This window comes from Caldalkalibacillus uzonensis (genome assembly GCF_030814135.1).
Lineage (GTDB): Bacteria > Bacillota > Bacilli > Caldalkalibacillales > Caldalkalibacillaceae > Caldalkalibacillus > Caldalkalibacillus uzonensis.
This window is the reverse complement of the sequence record NZ_JAUSUQ010000006.1, coordinates 40,463-59,863: the sequence shown is the minus strand read 5'-3', so window position 1 is coordinate 59,863 and position 19,401 is coordinate 40,463. Positions and strand designations below refer to the sequence as shown.

The following is a 19,401-nucleotide window of genomic DNA, read 5'->3' as shown; positions in this document are numbered from 1 at the left end:
TTTATTAAGAAACTCTTTAAGAGGCTTTCGTTTTTTTGAGCAAGGAATCGATGCCCCGAATACAGCCGCGCAATACCCATTGATAAGGGTTGTTGTCCTCTTCCAATCCGGCTAAAAGCTTGTCAATTCCTTTTTTATGGATCATAAATATCCTTTGGCTGTGTTCCGTTCTGGCTATAGAGGCGAATTCAAGCACAAGGGGGAGATAATCCGGCAATTCATCATCCTCCAGGGGAAAGCCCGCATTGGCAAATTCCTCTTTCAATTTCAGAAAGGCCTGCCCCCGCTCCCTGTTGTCACCAAAGATGTTGTATGTTAAATACAAGGTTGTTTTATCGCTAAAATCAAACGTCTGGACATATGTTTCGCAAAGCTTCTCCAGTGGGGTATGCTGCACATACTTCAGAAATTGGAGATAACACTCGCGCACAAGCTGATTTTCCAAGCAGGAAACCTCCTGCTCTAAATCACCATTGTCCACCCATTCTTTGTCCGGATATTGCAAAAAGAGAGAAGCCAATTTAAAGATTTTTTGGTGTTGGTTCATCCATATCCCTCCAATAATCATCTCCAAACTTATAGTCGTCGTCCATATATGCATTAACGGCGCAGCCAGAGCAGCCTTCCATAAAATCGTAACCGGCCGTTCCCTGCCCAAGAAACATATTATCTGCCATTTCACGGTGGGATGAAGGTATGACATAGCGGTCCGAATACTTGGCAATGGCCGACAGCTCATACATCTCCCGGACTGTCTCTTCTGTCATGCCCACTTTATCCAGTAAGGTTTTGTCCGGCTCTTTGCCCAAAGTAACAGCTCGCATGTAACTTCTCATCACCACCATTTTTTTCAGCACAGTGCGGATTACTTCCGTATCCCCCGCACTGAGCATATTGGCCAAATATTCAATGGGGATGCGCATCTCATCTATGGCAGGGAATATCACATGGGGATTGATGTCATCCAACCCTCCATCAAAGGCGCTCATGATGGGACTGAGCGGAGGAACATACCACACCATGGGCAACGTGCGGTATTCAGGATGCAGAGGCAAAGCGATCTTCTGTTCAACGGCCAGCTTGTAGATGGGAGAGCGCTGAGCCGCTTCGATCCAGTCCTCGGTATAACCCGCTTGCCGGGCGGCTTCAATCACTTGAGGATCATGGGGATCGAGAAAGATATCGAGTTGGGCATGATAAAGATTTTTTTCATCCGGCACCGAAGCCGCCGTCTCCACTTTGTCCAAGTCATAGAAGACGATGCCTATATAGCGCAGCCGGCCCACACAGGTCTCTGAGCAGATAGTGGGCAAACCTGCCTCGATTCTGGGAAAGCAAAAAGTGCACTTTTCCGCTTTATGCGTCTTCCAGTTAAAATATACCTTTTTGTAGGGACAGCCTGTCACACAAAACCGCCAGCTGCGGCAGGCATCCTGATCAACCAAGACAATGCCGTCCTCATCCCGTTTATAAATGGCCCCTGACGGACAGGATGAAACACACGGCGGGTTAATGCAATGCTCGCAAATCCGAGGCAGATACATCATGAACGTTTGTTCAAATTCAAATTTTACTTTTTCTTCCAAACCGTGCATGTTAGGGTCCCGTTTTCCTGTCTCATGCACGCCGGCCAAATCATCCTCCCAATTAGGTCCCCACTGAAGATCCATATAGTCACCAGTCAGTTGGGACTTGGGCCGGGCTACAGGCTGGTGGTTCTTCTCGGGACTGTTAATCAGGTGCTCATACTCGTACGTCCATGGTTCATAAAAGTCATCAATGAGGGTCATATCAGGATTGTAAAAAATATTGAGCAGTTTATTGGCCCGCCCCCCAGCCCGCAATTCCAGTTTCCCGTTCTTTAATACCCAGCCGCCTTTATGGATGTCCTGATTTTCCCATTCCTTCGGATAGCCTATTCCCGGCTTTGTCTCAACATTGTTCCACCACATGTACTCCGCACCAGGGCGGTTTGTCCAGGTGTTATTGCAAGTGATGCTGCATGTATGGCAGCCGATACATTTATCCAGGTTCATCACCATCCCGAACTGGGCCTTAATCTTCAAGCCAGTCCACCTCCTCTTTGTCCAATCTGCGGATCAATACCTGTTCATCCCGCTGGTTGCCCGTCGGTCCGTAATAATTAAAGCCATAGCTTAACTGGGCATAACCGCCAACCATCTGAGTCGGCTTAACATGAATCCGTGTCGGACTGTTAAATGTTCCCCCACGAAGCTTGCTAATGGGTGAGCCAGGAACATTAATGTAACGGTCCTGTACGTGATACATGAAAGCCACCCCTCTGGGCAAGCGGTGGCTGACCACGGCCCGGGCCACAACAACGCCATTGCGGTTATACATTTCCAACCAATCATTGTCGGCGATTCCCACTTCTTCAGCATCTTTATTGTTTAACCAGACATGTGGCCCCCCGCGAAACAAGGTTAACATCGGCAGCGTGTCCCAGTATGTGCTGTGATAGGACCATTTGTAGTGAGGGGTTAAATATCTGAGCGCGATTTCTTTCCCTTTGATTTGCGGCTTGCGGTCGCTGTCGTAAAAGGAGGCCTTGCGGAGAGGAGCTTTGAAGGTGGGCAATTCTTCCCCAAACTCCAGCATCAGTTCGTGGTCAAGATAAAAGTGCTGCCTTCCTGTCAGCGTCCGCCACGGGATCAGCCGCTCTACATTGGTCGTAAACGGAGAATAACGGCGGTTGCCGGTTTCCGTACCACTATACACGGGGGTGGTCAACACTTGCCTGGGCTGAGCCGTTATCATGTCAAATGTCAAATGCTCTTCCGCACGCTCTTTGACCAAATCTTTCAGTTTTTGTCCCGTTTTGCTCTCTGCCACTTCCCAGGCCTTCAGCGCCATGGAACCGTTTGTGGAGCTGGACAACGTCAAGATGGCTTCTGCCGCATCCCGGTCAGTAAACAGGCTGGGACAATCCTTGTACCGTGCTGTTTCGGCCGTCCCCAGCATCTGCTTTAACTTATCATATTCTTTATCTGCCTTCCAACCCAGCCCCTTGGCCCCGATTTGCTCTCTGATCACCGGTCCCAGGGCAATAAACTTGTCATAAACTTGGGTATAATCGCGCTCCACAACATGCAAGCGGGGAAAATTGACTCCAGGAACGGGTTCATGCTGGCCATCCTTCCAATCGTAAACCTCTCCATAGGGCTGGGCCAGTTCATCCCGTGTGTCATGCAAGAGCGGAGTGGCCACAATATCCTTAACCGGCCCGTTAAAATAGTTTTTGGCCAGCCGGGAAAAGGTCTGGGCCAATCCTTTGAAGAAATCCCAATCAGACCGTGATTGCCAGGGTGGGGCAATGGCTGGATTAAAGGGATGGACAAACGGATGCAGGTCCGTGCTGCTGAGATCATATTTTTCATACCATGTCGCCGCCGGGAGAACGATATCTGAGTACAGACCTGTACCGTTCATCCGAAAATCAATGTTGACCAGCAAGTCCAACTTTCCTTCCGGTGAATCACCAGACCAGTCAATCTCACTGGTTGTCAGGTCCTTGTTTTGCTCACTTAAAGTGGCATGATGTGTTCCCAAGAGATGCTTCAGAAAATATTCATGTCCCTTGGCTGAGCTGCCGATCAGATTAGCCCGCCAGACAAACAGTACCCTCGGAAAGTTTTGGGGGTCGGACGGATTTTCAATGGCAAACTTCAGGCGCCCAGCTTTAACTTGATCAACGACAAATTGTACGGCTTCCTCATTGCTTTTGGCTCCCGATTGTTCATACAACTTGATGCTGTTGGCATTAAACTGGGGATAAGATGGCAGCCAGCCCAGACGGGCAGCCAGATAGTTATAATCTCCCCCATGCTGATAGCGGGGCTTATCCACCAAGGGGGACACCAGATTGTTCATCGCTTGATCATCGTATTTCCACTGCTCTGTGACAAAATAGAAAAAGGATGTTCCATTCTGCAGCCTGGGAGGGCCGCCCCAGTCCCGGGCCATGGCAATCGTTTGCCATCCTTCCAGCGGGCGCACTTTCTCCTGACCCACATAATGGGCCCATCCGCCACCGTTGACGCCCTGAGATCCTGTTAAAAGGACAAGATTGAGCACTGTCCGGTAAATGGCATCGGAATGGTACCAGTGGTTGATTCCTGAACCCATCACAATCATGGAGCGCCCTTTGGAATCGATGGCATTCTGGGCAAATTCACGGGCAATTTGAGCAGCTAATTTGCGGTCGATGCCGGTCAGCGCTTCCTGCCAGGCGGGTGTGTAGGGCTTCGGATCGTCATAGTCAGCCGGATAATCACCAGGCAAACCGCGGGAAACCCCGGTTTTGGCTAAAAGCAAATCAAAAACAGTGGTCACATAAAGCGTCTGCCCCTCTTGTTCAAGTGCTTTGACCGGAACAGCCCGTTCCAACACTGTTTTTGTCTCAGGCTCAAAGTGTGGAAACTTTAGCGTCAAAACGTCATCCTCATGACCTAACAAGGTTAAGGCAGGCTGAATCTCTGTCAACTGATTGGCCGAATCCTCCAGATGCAGGTTCCATTTCCCTTCATTTTCCCAGCGATGCCCGATGCTCCCGTTAGGTACTGCAAATCTTTGCGACTTTTCATCCCACACGACCGTCTTCCATTCAGCGTTGGACAACGGCATTCCCAAATCGCTGGCTCTTAAAAAGCGGTGCGCCACGTAGCTGTCACCCTGTTTTTTTAACGTGACTAAATAAGGTAAGTCGGTAAATTTCTTGACATAATCTTGAAAGTACTCAGTCTGCTCATCCACATAAAACTCCTTGAGAATCACATGTGTCATGGCCATCGCCAAAGCCCCGTCCATGCCGGGTTGAACGGCCAGCCAGTTGTCGGCAAACTTGACAAACTCGGCATAGTCAGGACTGACAGCCACCACTTTAGTACCTTTGTAACGGGCTTCTATATAAAAGTGTGCATCAGGTGTCCTCGTCTGTGGTATATTGGAGCCCCAGACCAGCATGTAACTGGAATTAAACCAGTCTGAGCTTTCCGGAACATCAGTCTGTTCACCCCAAACTTGTGGAGAAGCAGGCGGAAGATCTGCATACCAATCATAAAAGCTGAGCAGAGATCCGCCGATCAGGTTTAAAAACCGTCCGCCTCCGGCATAGCTGACCATAGACATGGCCGGAATCGGAGAAAACCCAAAAATCCGGTCTGGTCCATACTGTTGAATGGTATAGATCAGTGAAGCCGAGATAAGCGTATTGACATCATCCCATGTCGCACGCACAAAACCTCCTTTTCCCCGGGCAGCTTTATACCGCTTGGCTTTGTCTGGATCCTCAACAATGGACCTCCAGGCCGCAACCGGATCATTGGTTTTGCGGAGCTCTTTTTTCCACAGGTTCAGCAAAGCTCCGCGCACATAAGGATAGCGTACTCTCAAGGGACTGTATGTATACCAGGAAAAAGTGGCTCCTCTGGGGCAGCCCCGGGGTTCATATTCAGGCATCCCAGGCCCTGTTGACGGATAGTCTATCTGCTGCGTTTCCCAGGTGATAATGCCGTCCTTCACGTAAACCTTCCAACTGCAAGAACCGGTACAATTGACACCATGTGTGGTGCGCACCACCTTATCATGTTGCCAGCGTCGGCGGTAAACCTTCTCTATCTCCCGTCCATAAGGTGACAGCTCAGCATGGCTGGCAGGTTTCTCGGATTTTCCGAAATACCTTAATTTTTGAAGCAGCGGGGATATTTTTCTGCTCATCTTGATCTCCTTTCATCTACAATAATCGTCTTTCTTCGTCACGGCTGTGAATCCGGTTAATAAGTAACAGCGCTTTGAAACGGACCAAAACCTCCTCGCTGGCTCCCTCTTGCGACATCATTGTCTTGATTTCATCAACTAAAATGCGCATCAGGTCGTGATCGCGCTTCAACATGGAGACCGTCTCAGCCAGCTCCGGTTTCTGTTTCACTCTCTCCGGATAAAATCCTTCTTCTTCTGCCTGAGCATGGGCAAGTGCCCTTGTCTCCCAATGTTCAAGCAGCGCATCTGCCACTTCTTGAGAATGTTTGATACGCTTTTCTGCATATAACTGTTCAAGCAATTGAGTCAGGTTTTTAGCCTCGGCCAGTGTCCCGTCATGAATGGAGCGGTGGGCATGCAGTTGCTCTAAAGCAGGACCGGACATGAGTTCATCCCCTTTACTTTTTTTGGTGACAAACAATTTGTTTAGTAGTTTCTCTCTTAATGAACACGTTTATGCAATTGTGACAATATTTTCAAGCCAACAATAAAAAAAGAAGCCATGAAGCACAGGTCCTTCATGACTTCTGTGTGTATTGTGATGTCATCAAACAGGTCTAATGACCATGCTGTTTTACTCTTTTAACAGCAGCATCAATATAAAAGCGGATATTATACAAAAAGCCAGGAAATGATCCCGGCTTGGAATTCTGGCCAGACTAAAGTGTCTTTTTCACAGGCTGATCCTGTTTATATGGACGGCGCTTACGATAGACGACAAAACTGCGGCTCAAATATTTTAACGGGAAACTGAATACATGAACCATGCGGGTAAACGGCCACACGGCGAAAAAGGCAAAGGCTGCTAAGATATGAATCTTGAACCAGATTGGTACCGTACTCATTAATGTCGGATCAGGTTGAAAAACAAACAAGCTTCTAAACCAAGGTCCTATTGTTGTCCGATAATCAAATCCTTGAGGGTTAATGTTTAAAAACGTGGAAGCTAGACCGGTAAGCATCACCACAGACAAAAAGAATAAGGCGACAAAATCCCCCTTACTGCTGGTCAATTTTACGTGCTTATCTGTTAATCTGCGATTGATTAATATTAACAAACCAACAGTAGCGATAATCCCAGCAGGTATTCCCCCTGCAATAGCCAAGATGTGATACATATCTTTGGTCACTCCAAGCGCTTCGTAAATACTGGCCGGAATTAATATACCCAGTACATGCCCGAAAAAAACAAAGATGATCCCAAAATGAAACAGATTGCTTCCCCATTTTAATTGCTTCTTTTCCAGTAACTCACTCGATTTAGCCGTCCAGCCAAATTGATCATGGTTATAGCGGTAGATATGTCCGCCAATAAAAATGGTTAAGGCAATGTATGGGAATATGACCCATAAAAATTGTTCGATCATCTGACCACCCCACTTTCCACTGGCCGTTCAATACCAATCTCCTCCATAGCAATCATCACTGCATCTAATATAAGAGTGTATAAGCTTTGAACTTGTACCAATTGTTCTCTTAAAACTCCTATCTCCGCACTGTAATCTTTTAACATCTTCTTCACTTCTTTCTCTGGACCGCAAGAGGCAAACTCTAACATCAAAGGTAAATAATCCGGTAATTCCTTGTCTGTCATGGCGAAACCCGCACGGGCATATAATTGTTTTAGGGCTAACAGTTCAGCTCCCCGGTCCCGTGTTTCTCCATGTCTGATGTAAGTGATATACAAGTTGGTCTTTTTACCAAAGTCAAATGTGGACACATAATGATCGAGCAGCTCTTCTTCTGCTTGTGCAGTGACCCATTCAATGAACTGGCGCAAATGGTCTTGAATCTGGCGGTGCTGAACAGATTCTATCATCTCAACAAACGTAGCCAATTCCTGTCTCCATTCCTCAGATGGATACATCAACAAACGGGAGGCGAATTTAAATAATTGCTGGGCTTCTGAAAAATCCATGACCATGCCACCTCTCCTCTATGTTAAAGTTTTTGGCCCACAAGCTCCCGGCCCTCCAGCAAATTCCAATCCACAACTGCCTTGTTCCGCATACAGATCGGACACTGCTTCCCGGTGAGATTGAGGAATCACAAAACGATCTTCATACTTGGCAATGGCTAATAAACAATACATCTCCTTCACTTTTTGCTCCGTCAAATCAAGTGCCGCAAGCATCTGAAGATCAGGTTTTTTATTGGTTTGCACAGCCCGCATGTACAGACGCATCACAGCCATTTTTTTCAGAGTGGTGCGAATATGTTCTGTATCTCCTGCTGTTAATAGATTGGCCAGGTATTGGATTGGAATTCTCATCTTGTCAATGGCAGGGAAAATATCTGTTTCATCAAGGCCGCTGCCTTGACCTTCAATCGTATTCATAATGGGACTCAATGGCGGAATGTACCACACCATCGGCAATGTACGGTATTCAGGATGAAGGGGCAAAGCAATTTTCCAATCTACAATCATTTTGTAGATGGGTGAACGCTGGGCCGCATCAATCCATGCGCCTGGAATTCCTTCCTCTTTGGCTTGGCGGATCACTTCCGGATCATGCGGGTCCAAGAAAATATTTAGCTGGGCTTGGTACAAATCCTGTTCATGTTCACAAGATGCTGCCTCTTTCACTTTATCAGCATCATAGAGCATTACACCAAGGTAACGAATCCGCCCAACACACGTTTCAGAACAAATAGTAGGCTGACCATTCTCAATTCTGGGGAAACACAGTGTACATTTCTCAGCTTTATAGGTTTGCCAGTTAAAATAGACTTTCTTATACGGACAAGATGATACACAATGCCGCCAAGCACGGCAGGCGTTTTGGTCAACCAAAACGATACCGTCTTCCTCTCGCTTATACATGGCACCAGAAGGACAGGAAGAGACACACGGCGGATTGAGACAATGCTCACAAATCCGCGGCAAATACATCATAAACACATCTTCGAACTCTGCTTTAATCGCATCTTCTATTTTTTCTATATTCGGATCCTGAAGTCCCGTCACATGTGCACCAGCCAGATCATCTTCCCAGTTGGGCCCCCATTCAATATTCATATATTCTTTCGTAAGAGAAGATTTGGGACGCGCCACCGGTTGGAATCTCTTTTGTGGACTGTTGATCAAGGTGTCATAGTCATACTCCCAAGGTTCATAGTAATCGTCTATTTCTGGTTGATGAGGATTATAGAACAAATTGAGCAAGCGATTCGTTTTCGAACCTGATTTTAACTGCAGTTCACCGTTTTTAAGCTCCCACCCCCCTTTATATTTCTCCTGATCCTCCCATCTTTTCGGATAACCAATACCAGGTTTGGTTTCTACATTGTTAAAATACATGTATTCGGCACCTGGACGGTTTGTCCAGGTGTTTTTACACGTCACACTGCAAGTGTGACAACCGATACATTTGTCCAGGTTCATCACCATGCCGACTTGTGCTTTAATCTTCAAGCCATTCGACCTCCTTCAGTTTGCGGATAACCACATTTAAATCCCGCTGGTTGCCTGTGGGGCCATAGTAGTTGAACCCGTAGCTGAGCTGCCCGTATCCGCCAATCATATGTGTCGGCTTGACATGGATGCGGGTCGGACTGTTATGTGTACCCCCCCGGTTATCGGTCAACTTCGTACCAGGTATATTGATGTGCCGATCTTGAGCATGATACATAAAGGCAATACCACGAGGCAGGCGGTGTGAGACAACGGCCCGGGCAACGACCACACCATGACGGTTGAAGCATTCGATCCAGTCGTTATCAGCTATGTTTGCCTCCTGGGCATCTTCATTGTTCAGCCAAATGGTCGGTCCTCCGCGGAACAGGGTTAACATGGGTTGTGAGTCAAAGTACATGCTGTGCACTGACCATTTATTATGCGGTGTTAAATAGTTAAGAATAAGCTCTTTACCCTCCGCATCAGGTCTTTTTTTGCCAAATGGTGAATTATCGACTACTGGCTTAAACGTCGCCATCGTTTCACCAAATTCATGCATCAGTTCATGATCGACATAATAGGATTGACGTCCTGTCACCGTTCGCCAAGGAATGAGGCGTTCAACGTTAGTTGTAAACGGTGAGTAACGCCGCCCCCCTTTTTCTGAGCCGCTAAAAGCAGGTGAAGTAATAACCGTCTTAGGCTGTGCCGTAATTTGTTCAAAAGTAAAACGTTCCTCTTCCCGTTCTACGGCCAAATCCTTCAGTTCGAGGTTTGTTTTCTTCTCCAAGGCCTCCCATGCCTTGACGGCTACTTTGCCATTTGAGGTCGATGACAAGGTTAAGATGGCCTCAGCCACTTGACGATCATCTCGGATCACCGGGCAAACTTGTGTCACTCCAGGTTTTTCTTCAGTGCCTAATAAGCGTTTCAATAATTCATACTCTTCCTTTGCTGACCAGTTGATCCCTTTAATACCGTAAGGCTTATCAGCAATATTTGGACCCAAAGTTGTCATTTTGTCATAGATTTGGGTGTAATCGCGCTCGACGACATGAATCTGGGGCATCGTTTTACCTGGAACAGGTTCACATTCCCCTTTGCTCCAGTCTTTCACCTCGCCTAAAGGTTGAGCCAACTCCTGCGGCGTATCGTGAAGCAGGGGTGTCGCCACGACTTCTTTGATCGGCTTCATATTTAGCTCTTTGGCCATGTCTGACACAGCTTTGGCGATAGATTTGAATATTTCCCAGTCCGAACGCGCTTCCCACGGCGTTGAAATGGCCGGGTTAAACGGATGAATAAACGGATGCATATCCGTTGTGCTGAGATCATGTTTTTCATACCAGGTTGCAGCTGGAAGAACAATATCGGAATAGAGCGCTGTACCTGCCATCCGGAAATCAAGGTTAATGAGCAGATCCAATTTTCCTTCTGCAGCCTTTTCACGCCATTTCACTTCTTGTGGCCGCAAGCTGTCGTTGTCATCATTTAACAACCCATGGGATGTACCCAGCAGATGCTTAAGGAAATATTCATGTCCTTTTGCTGAACTTCCAATCAAATTGGCACGCCAGACAAATAGATTACGAGGGAAATTATGAGGATGATCGGGATCTTCTATAGCAAATTTCAATTTTTTATGCTTTAACTGCTCGGCCACATACTGACCAACTTCTTCCGGTGTTTTGGCCCCTGCTTGAACCGCTTCTTCGTAAATGTCTATGCCATTCTTATCAAATGTAGGATAGGATGGCAACCAACCTAAACGTACGGCTAGGACATTATAGTCAGCATAATGTTGGTAACGCACCTTTTTGACAAGCGGTGAGACATGTTTGTCAACAGGGATCTCTTCATATCGCCACTGGTCAGTGGCAAAATAATGGAAAGAAGTGCCGTTTTGCAATTTAGGCGGCATCGTCCAGTCTCTGGCCATGGCAATCGTTTGCCATCCCTCAGCGGTTCTCAGCTTTTCCTGTCCCACATAATGGGCCCAACCCCCTCCATTGACCCCTTGTGCGCCGACGAACAGTACTAAGTTGAGCACCGCCCGGTAGATCATGTCAGAGTTAAACCAGTGGTTGATACCTGCTCCGACAATAATCATGGATCGTCCTTTCGTATCGATGGCATTGGTGGCAAATTCACGGGCAATTTTAATCACTAGATCCCGTTTAACACCGGTAATCGCTTCCTGCCAAGCTGGTGTAAACGGAACCTTATCATCATAGGAAGCGGCCACTTCGCCACCCAATCCCCGGTCTACACCGTAATTAGCCAAAATCAAGTCATACACTGTCGTGACATATACGGACTCACCGTTTATCTTGACTGCTTTAGCCGGGACGACTCGTTTTAAGATACGTTTTTCCTCAGCCCCGAAGTAAGGGATTTTTACGGTTAAGAGCTCATCTTCTATCCCTAACATACTTAAGCGTGGATTAATGCTCTCATTTGTTTGCTCATCCACTAACTTCAAATTCCACTTACCTTGTTCATCCCAACGCGAACCCATCGTCCCGTGTGGAATGGCAAAATCTTGGCTATTCTCGTCAAAGAGCGCCGGTTTCCATTCAGCATGCTGCGTGTTACGTCCCAGATCCTGTGCATTGAGAAAACGGCCAGCAATAAATCCATCATCACTTTTCTTCAAAGTAACTAAGAATGGAAAATCAGTATACTTTCTGGCATAGTTCAGAAAATATTCCGTTTGTTTCTCGACGTAAAACTCTTTCAAAATTACATGTCCCATGGCCATGGCCAAGGCACCGTCTGTTCCCTGTTTAACGGGCAGCCAGTCATCTGCAAATTTGGTAGACTCGGCATAGTCAGGACTGACCGAAACCACTTTGGTTCCCTTATAACGTACTTCAGCCAAGAAATGAGCATCAGGCGTCCGTGTTTGGGGAATATTGGAACCCCAGGTGATGATATAACCCGAATTATACCAATCGCTGCTTTCAGGAACATCGGTCTGGTCTCCCCATATTTGCGGCGAAGCCGGGGGCAAATCCGCATACCAATCATAAAAGCTTAAAAGCGGTCCGCCAATCAGATTCATAAAGCGGGCACCTGCGGCATGGCTGACCATGGACATGGCCGGAATCGGAGAGAAACCTACATTGCGGTCTGGGCCGTACTTTTTGATTGTGTACAGAAGTGAAGCAGCAATAAGATTAACCGCTTCATCCCAACTGGCCCGGACAAATCCACCCTTACCTCTGGCCTGTTTGTACTGTTTGGCTTTTTCAGGATTTTCAACAATGCTTTCCCACGCTTGTAAGGGGTCGGAATGTTCTTGCTTAGCCTCGCGCCACAATTTAAGCAACACACCGCGAATATAAGGATACTTGACACGTAACGGACTATAGATATACCAGGAGAAACTCGCTCCACGCGGACAACCCCGTGGTTCAAAATCTGGCATATCAGGTCCTGTGGAAGGATAATCTATCTGCTGTCCTTCCCAGGTAACAATGCCATCTTTCACATAAATGTTCCAGCTGCATGAACCGGTACAATTGACACCATGGGTGGAACGAACCACTTTGTCGTGCTGCCATCTGCGTCGATAAACATTCTCCCAGTCCCGATCATGATAAGTCACCTCGCTGTGCTGATTGCTGAGTCGTTCAGCAGGTGAAAAAAAATTAAGGCGTTCCAAAAGTGGTGACCTTTTTTTACCCAAGTTTGTTCACTCCTCTAGAGTTATGTCATGCTCTATAACCAACATAAGATGATCTGTGACCTCATTTTATCTGGGGAACAAGCTTGGAGATGTGAAATATTTCACACTATATGGCTTTATCATATTTTTTTAACCAAATTGTCAATAACTCGTCACAGTCCCGCCTGGTGAAACTTCCTGTATAGATGCTCATCCTTATTTTCCTGCATACAACCAATTAGTCCCTAATATCATCGGCCATCACTTGCGCCCAGCTTGTTGGCGTTTCATAAAGCCTGACAGCATAAAGTGGCAAACCTGCATTTTTGAGTGTCCGGCAAATATAGATTGCCAGATTTTCAACCGTTGTTCTGAAACCAAGGATGACCACTTTAGACCCTGACGCCTTCAAAACATCAATAACAGGTTCATCTCCTTTGGCTAAAAAGGCATGGTCCAGACTGTTTAAGACCTTAAGTTTGACAATATCCTTTAAATCAGCAAAGTCTATCACAAACCCTTCGTCTGAACCATGCTGCTCGCACTTTGTTTCACCTTTAACCATGACTTCCAGAATATAAGTGTGACCATGTAGGTTAGCACACTTCCCCTTGTGTCCGACCAGCTGATGGGCACTGTCAAAAGTAAAACGCTTACTGACAATTACTTCATTGGGCATCATTCTCACTCCCCGTTAAATATTTTCAAGCTAGAGATTCGAGTCATTTCAAATTTGACAGCTTACCGCTTATTTACCTGGTAGTAGTTGTCCTCCAACGGCTTGGTTCGCCCAATTTAAAAAAAGGAGGTTAACACCTCCGTTTAATCCTAATATTGTACTCTGCTTCAAACTATGCCAGCTTATGTGATGCCCTCTTTTCTTTTCCAAATGACTGGCGGTTTACAAGGAAGCACACTAGTGCCACAATGGCAAGCAAGACAAAGCCTAACCAGTAATCTCCGGTCAGATCTTTAATACCTCCCAGAAGAATTGGCGGAAAGAAACCTCCTATTCCCCCAAAAGCACCAACCACTCCGGTTACAGCGCCCGTATTTTCCGGTGCTACTTGTGGTACCAATTTGAAAACCGCGCCGTTACCTGCCCCCACTAGGAAGGCTACACCTAAACACCCAATACTGAAGAAAAACAAATTATTGGTTGAAATGCTCATAAGCAAGGCACCTAAGACCACTCCAATAAAAACGACCCCCAGAATTTTTTCAGCTCCCAAGCGGTCAGATAACCATCCTCCGACAGGACGCATAAAGGTAGCCAAAACAACGAACCCTGCAGCCCGGAAGCCTGCATCCACCACTGACAACTGAAACAACTCTTGAAGTAAAGTTGGTAAGTAAACCCCAAAAGAGACAAAGGAACCAAAGGTGAGGAAGTATAACAATGATAAAACCCATGTTTCCTTCATCCTTAAAACGGATAATGCTTCCCCTAACGATTTCGCTTTACCTGGTTGGGGCGCATCTTGTGTACCCAACCAGAACACCACTCCCATCAACGCCACTGCTGCAGCAGAAAGCCAAAATACCCACGGCAGTCCCAGCGTAACCGCAATGGTCGGGATTAAGAATCCGGCGACAGCAGTCCCCAAATTGCCCATCCCAGTTACACCCAAAGCAAAACCTTGCTGCTCTGGAGGATACCATTTTGATACGAAAGTGATTCCAATGGCAAAGGTGGTACCTGCCATCCCAATTAAAAATGCCCAAAACAACAGTACCTCGAACGAATTAGCCAGCCCTGCACCAACTAATGGAATGACTAAGAAGAACAACGTCAGAGTGTATACTTTCCGTCCTCCATAGCGGTCTGTTAATATGCCCATCGGGATGCGGGCAACAGACCCTAACAGAATGGGAGTAGCGACAAGAATGCTGCCTTGAACAGCAGTCAGATTATAGGCCTCTCTTATTTGCAACGCAATGGGAGAAAACACAGACCAGGCTGCAAAACCAATAATCATGGCAATGGTTGACAAGATTAAGGCCGATTTTTGACCTTTCATGCTAATCCCTCCACATCATCTAATGAGTCCATTAAAACACTATCAAGTTGTGGTTACATTGTATAAAATCGCGATTTGACCTAGATGTGATAAACTTAACATTCGAACACTGTGTCAAAAAGTGTTCAATATTAGAGTAAAAATTTTTCACAAGAATTGTAACACCCGTCAACTTGCTTTCTCCTTTTGACTGAGCAGACCGACCAGCTTGGTCCCCACACCAGCAAACGTTTCCAAAACCGCTGAAGCACCAGCTATGGCCAAAATTAAAATAACTGGCATGGCATAACAGGCACGCAAAAATAAGCTAAGCCCACCGGCACTCTATACCCCAATACACCAGTAACAGTTCAGGAGATAGTCGATTTTGGAGGTAGGAACTTCTTTTGTTGTTGTATGTCCTTGTTTATCGGTAACTTTTTGCGGGCCATAAACAGCTTGCGAATAAATTTTTGTCAAAGGATGATTAAATGGGTTAAGCGGTAACTGGCCAGCACCAACAAGACCATTGTAAGCCAAGTTAAGTCTGCCATATTGTAAACTCTTTTTTTACACTATTATGTCCCTCCTGCTCATTCCTATGTAGATCATGCACCCATGCCGGGCGTACACAAAAATGGCCAGGCGTATCTTACTCCTGGCCGAGCCTTTAAACGTAACCACGCTCAATGAAGAAATGTAAGGCCTGACAGGTTGCACATTTAGTCCATAACCTCAAATTCCACAATCTGTCTAACATGTTCTTGACCATTGTCTATCTGCAATGTAGCAATCCACTCTCCTCCCATGGGCAACTGGGCTTCCCCCCGGTAAGTACCTGCCTCCGTTTCAACAAAGTGTACCTCTATAATGCCATGATCCATGCGCCGCATCTCAAGAATCCCCTTGATATCCAACCCGCTGACTGGCTGCTCTCCTTCCGTCACTGTTAAATGAAGCACGACCTTGTCTTCGTGTACCGCTCCTTCAGCTGTGATCTCTGCTTCATAAGCAGGTCCAGAAGAACAGCCGATCATAGCCATCAATATGACCATTAGCACCACTGCATATTTTATATTTCTCCCATATTTTTTCATGTCAACCATCCCCGTTTATGTTGTTCCCGATTAAATTCCTCCAGTGTAAACTTAGTGATGACACCATCTTCCAACAAAGCCACATGGGTACAAATCTGCTTAATCTCATCCATATGATGAGAGGAAAACAGAATCGTTTTGTCCTGTAAATCTTTCAGAATGGATAAAAACTGAGCCCGCCCGTGGGGGTCAAGGCCGCTGGTCGGTTCATCCAAAATCATGATTGGGGTATCGAAATAAAGCATGATACCCAGTCCCAAACGTTGTAACATCCCCTTGGAATAGCCTTTGACCTGCTTATCTTTGTCTCCCCACAAACCGACCTTCTTTAGACACGCTTTCACCTTCTCTTCATCCACCTTTTTGCCTTCAATACCCGCAAAAAAGCTGATGTTTTCCCCCCCTGTCAAGTGAGGGTACAAACTGAATTTTTCCGGCAAATAGGAAACATAAGCTTTCCACTCCTGTCGGTGAACGGGAATGCCGTTGAGTAAAACCTGGCCTTTTTTAAAAGGGATAAAACCTAACAGAGTATGGATCAGTGTCGTTTTTCCTGATCCGTTACGTCCGACAAGGGCACACCGTTCATGCTCATCAATGGTTAAGTGAATATCTCTTAAAACAGTCTGGTTGTGATAATTTTGAGACAAACCTTGAATGGTGATCATCAGCGAACCCCCTTCCATTGCCCTGCCCAGGCAGCAAAAAATGACACGCCGGTCCAAACCAGCACATTAAGCACCAGGAAGACCCCTGGTGAAAGCCACAACATCAGCGCCATCAGCCGTGACAATTGGTCCAATGGAAAAAGGCCAAGCCCTGCTTCAAGATAGATCCGCCCTGCCTGAATGGGCTGCAGAAAGAAAAGCAGAGAAAACAGCTGCACATTATCATAGGTAATGAGGGGCAACAATTTTAAGAGACCAAGATCAAACAAAAAGGCAAAGAAAAACCAGGTCATAATAGAAGCCCCAACTAGTTGTAAACGTGAGTGACACAGACTGCCCAGACTTAACCCGATCTGGTTAAACACATATAAAAGGGCCATGATGGTGAACAGGAATATCAAAAAGCCTTGCCTGTGAAAGCCGATGAACAGTTTTAAGAGAAACGAAAGGAATACGTAGACGGCCATGAACAAGCCCAGCAGTACACTTTGCAGTGCAATGCTTTTTTTAAAATAGAAGGTAAGAAATGATTCCTTTTTGGCTATGAGAATCAGCAGTGTTTTTTGCTCTTTTTCTTGCCAGATTGCAAACGACCCCACAAACAAACTAAACAGGGGAAGAAGATATTGAGAAACATTATAAAAAGTTACCAGATACATGTCATAACGCTGGTCAGTGGGATACGCCCTAAAATCACTGATCAGCATCAGCGAGGAAAAGACAAACATACCCATGACCAGCCACAGTCCCTGACTCCGTATTTGTTCCTGCCATTCTTTCCATACGTAAGCCATTACCTCGTCCTCCTTCTAGAGCGGTACTCATACCATCCAGCGCTAAGGATCAGGGCTGCGGCAGCCATCCACCATTGGGCATATGCGCTCCCTCCCCGCCCGATAAGCGGATAGGGATCCTCCAAGACAACCTCTTGCCGTTCTAGTATCCGCTGGATCTGTTCATATAAGGTAAGCGCAGGGCTATTGATAAATAAATGAAACATTTCGCTTTGTTCTACTAGCTGTGACAACGCGGATTGATATTGAAAGGGAATATCCCCCACCCCGTCCTGGTCAAGATCCAAAAGCGGTACCCCCCAGTAATTTCCTTTACCAGCTTCACCCCAAAAAACTTGCTGCGGATGGCCACCCACCTTTACAGCAGTTATCACGTTCTGAACAAAGCGGTTTTGAGTAAAAGTCAGATAGCCAGACGAGCCCCAAAGTTCCACCGCCAATTTGTTTGCTGCAAACAAATTGGCTGCCACCCGGTGTTCATGGGCGTGATCCGCATATAGGGCCCGTTGATTGAAATAAAAACGATTATCATGCACCTGGTGCTGGTTGCTGGCTTGCAACAGCAAAGCGAAGGAACGGGGACCCTGGTGAAAAATAAAGGTATTGTCCTTGATCTTTCCCTCTCTGGAATGCATAATAGCTGCGCCCCCTGTATTGCGCACAAACCTGTTGCCAATTATCTTGTTGGAACTGGCATACATGGTGTGAAATCCATAGCGGTTTTCCTGCAACAGATTGTCCTGTATCACATTATGATCGGCATTATCCAAGTAGATGCCGTCGCAAAAACCTGTGAACTGACTCTTTGTGATCTCATTGTGATGGGCATACAGGGCATGAATGCCATTCCCCTGCCCACCAATAATCCCAAATCCCTGCCCGGTTGCAGTGATATTGATTAAACGGTTGTGATCCGCATAGCGTAAATAGACGCCGTGAAAAGCTTGTTTGATCGTGACGTTTTGCACCAGATTATCATTGGACAAAACTTTTATGCCGGCAAATTCATCTTCAAAGTTGCGGCTGAAACTGCTGTTCTCTATGTGCACATTCTTCACTGTAACACCGGAAGCTGTGATGGTAAGCACATCGCCTGTTCCGTCTCCACGGATGACAGTCTCACCGCTGCCAACCAAGGTCAGTGGTTTGTCGATAACCACATTGCCATGATAAATGCCTGGTTCCAAGTATAATGTACCGTTGTCAGTGGTTTGGTTAATCCGCGCTTGTAAATCATAAAATTCCTGTCTGCCATCTTGACCAGAAACCTTATCCGGACTCAAGTGAGCCAAAGCGGAAATAAACAGGAGGCCCAGGAGGAATAAAATGAAAGCGTAGTGCCATCTTCTCCTTTCCCCGTTCCTGGTCATTGGTCACGCTCCTTCCACAAAGAAATGAGCATTAACATAAAGGCTAAGCCAAAGGCTGCTGCTCCGTAGCTGAAAAAACTGAAAGTTTCAAAGTTGGCAATCACATTCTTTCCAAATACGGGGGGAACAAAAGGCTCAACAGTAATCGGAGCTTGGGGATTAAGGTCAGTGCCAAAATCAACCAGCCAACGGCGGATATCGTACAGGCCAACGATCGCAAAGGCAATGTAGACGCCCAAGAGGATATAAAGCCATCTTTTCCGTCTGAGCCAGGCGCTAACAAGGGTTAACAAGCCAAGAGCGACAAGAATATATGGCAATACCTTTAATTCGGGAAAGGTTTCTTCACTGAATGTTTTCATGCCAATATAGTGGTTCAAACTGTTAATAATGTCGATCTCTCCTTCTAGCTTGTACGGAAAAACCTTAACCGTTAAGCCTTCAGGATATTGAGGGGCATAAAAATTCATGCCCCACCAGGGAAGGAATACGGACATCAAAACCAATACAGCAGCCCCGGCAATGAGCAAGCCGGATCGTTTGGACAGTTTGGCAGGCATTATGTTCATCTCCTATATAATACAGAGGTTATGGGTTATAGGAAGGAGGAAAAGCAGCACTTCCTTT

General features: G+C 46.4%; 15 protein-coding genes. All 15 read right to left on the bottom strand.

Annotated elements, in window-relative coordinates; translation table 11 throughout:
* Positions 1-16: 16 nt before the first annotated feature.
* Positions 17-547, bottom strand: a complete 531-nt coding sequence (gene narJ, locus J2S00_RS09195) for a nitrate reductase molybdenum cofactor assembly chaperone (RefSeq protein WP_307338541.1) — start codon at positions 545-547, stop codon at positions 17-19.
* Positions 522-2,066 (bottom strand): nitrate reductase subunit beta, encoded by a 1,545-nt coding sequence (gene narH / locus J2S00_RS09190; protein ID WP_307338538.1) that lies wholly within the window; start codon positions 2,064-2,066, stop codon positions 522-524. Before narH (J2S00_RS09190) ends, narJ (J2S00_RS09195) begins: the two co-directional genes overlap by 26 nt.
* Entirely contained in the window at positions 2,056-5,736 is a 3,681-nt protein-coding gene (locus J2S00_RS09185) for a nitrate reductase subunit alpha (protein ID WP_307338535.1), read from the bottom strand. The genes narH (J2S00_RS09190) and J2S00_RS09185 overlap by 11 nt, the downstream gene beginning before the upstream one ends.
* A gap of 16 nt (positions 5,737-5,752) precedes the next feature.
* On the bottom strand, positions 5,753-6,163 hold the full coding sequence (locus J2S00_RS09180) for a hemerythrin domain-containing protein (RefSeq protein WP_307338532.1): 411 nt from the start codon (positions 6,161-6,163) through the stop codon (positions 5,753-5,755).
* 274 nt (positions 6,164-6,437) lie between these two features.
* Positions 6,438-7,145: a respiratory nitrate reductase subunit gamma gene (gene narI, locus J2S00_RS09175; protein WP_307338529.1), complete on the bottom strand. Its 708-nt coding sequence runs from the start codon at positions 7,143-7,145 to the stop codon at positions 6,438-6,440.
* Positions 7,142-7,696, bottom strand: a complete 555-nt coding sequence (gene narJ, locus J2S00_RS09170) for a nitrate reductase molybdenum cofactor assembly chaperone (protein WP_307338525.1) — start codon at positions 7,694-7,696, stop codon at positions 7,142-7,144. Before narJ (J2S00_RS09170) ends, narI begins: the two co-directional genes overlap by 4 nt.
* Before the next feature lie 18 nt (positions 7,697-7,714).
* On the bottom strand, positions 7,715-9,193 hold the full coding sequence (narH, locus tag J2S00_RS09165; protein WP_307338521.1) for a nitrate reductase subunit beta: 1,479 nt from the start codon (positions 9,191-9,193) through the stop codon (positions 7,715-7,717).
* On the bottom strand, positions 9,183-12,866 hold the full coding sequence (locus tag J2S00_RS09160) for a nitrate reductase subunit alpha (protein WP_307338519.1): 3,684 nt from the start codon (positions 12,864-12,866) through the stop codon (positions 9,183-9,185). The genes narH (J2S00_RS09165) and J2S00_RS09160 overlap by 11 nt, the downstream gene beginning before the upstream one ends.
* A gap of 217 nt (positions 12,867-13,083) precedes the next feature.
* A complete protein-coding gene (gene queD / locus J2S00_RS09155) occupies positions 13,084-13,524 on the bottom strand; it encodes a 6-carboxytetrahydropterin synthase QueD (RefSeq protein WP_307338516.1) in 441 nt (146 codons plus the stop codon).
* A gap of 172 nt (positions 13,525-13,696) precedes the next feature.
* A complete protein-coding gene (locus J2S00_RS09150; protein ID WP_307338513.1) occupies positions 13,697-14,866 on the bottom strand; it encodes an MFS transporter in 1,170 nt (389 codons plus the stop codon).
* 701 nt (positions 14,867-15,567) lie between these two features.
* Positions 15,568-15,942: a FixH family protein gene (locus J2S00_RS09140; RefSeq protein ID WP_307338510.1), complete on the bottom strand. Its 375-nt coding sequence runs from the start codon at positions 15,940-15,942 to the stop codon at positions 15,568-15,570.
* Entirely contained in the window at positions 15,939-16,610 is a 672-nt protein-coding gene (locus J2S00_RS09135; RefSeq protein ID WP_307338508.1) for an ABC transporter ATP-binding protein, read from the bottom strand. Before J2S00_RS09135 ends, J2S00_RS09140 begins: the two co-directional genes overlap by 4 nt.
* The gene (locus tag J2S00_RS09130) at positions 16,610-17,404 is read right to left on the bottom strand and encodes an ABC transporter permease subunit (RefSeq protein ID WP_307338505.1); all 795 of its coding nucleotides are present in this window, start codon (positions 17,402-17,404) and stop codon (positions 16,610-16,612) included. Before J2S00_RS09130 ends, J2S00_RS09135 begins: the two co-directional genes overlap by 1 nt.
* On the bottom strand, positions 17,404-18,774 hold the full coding sequence (nosD, locus tag J2S00_RS09125; RefSeq protein ID WP_307338501.1) for a nitrous oxide reductase family maturation protein NosD: 1,371 nt from the start codon (positions 18,772-18,774) through the stop codon (positions 17,404-17,406). The genes J2S00_RS09130 and nosD overlap by 1 nt, the downstream gene beginning before the upstream one ends.
* Complete coding sequence (locus J2S00_RS09120; protein WP_307338498.1) at positions 18,771-19,334, bottom strand: hypothetical protein; 564 nt, start codon at positions 19,332-19,334, stop codon at positions 18,771-18,773. The genes nosD and J2S00_RS09120 overlap by 4 nt, the downstream gene beginning before the upstream one ends.
* Positions 19,335-19,401: the final 67 nt, after the last annotated feature.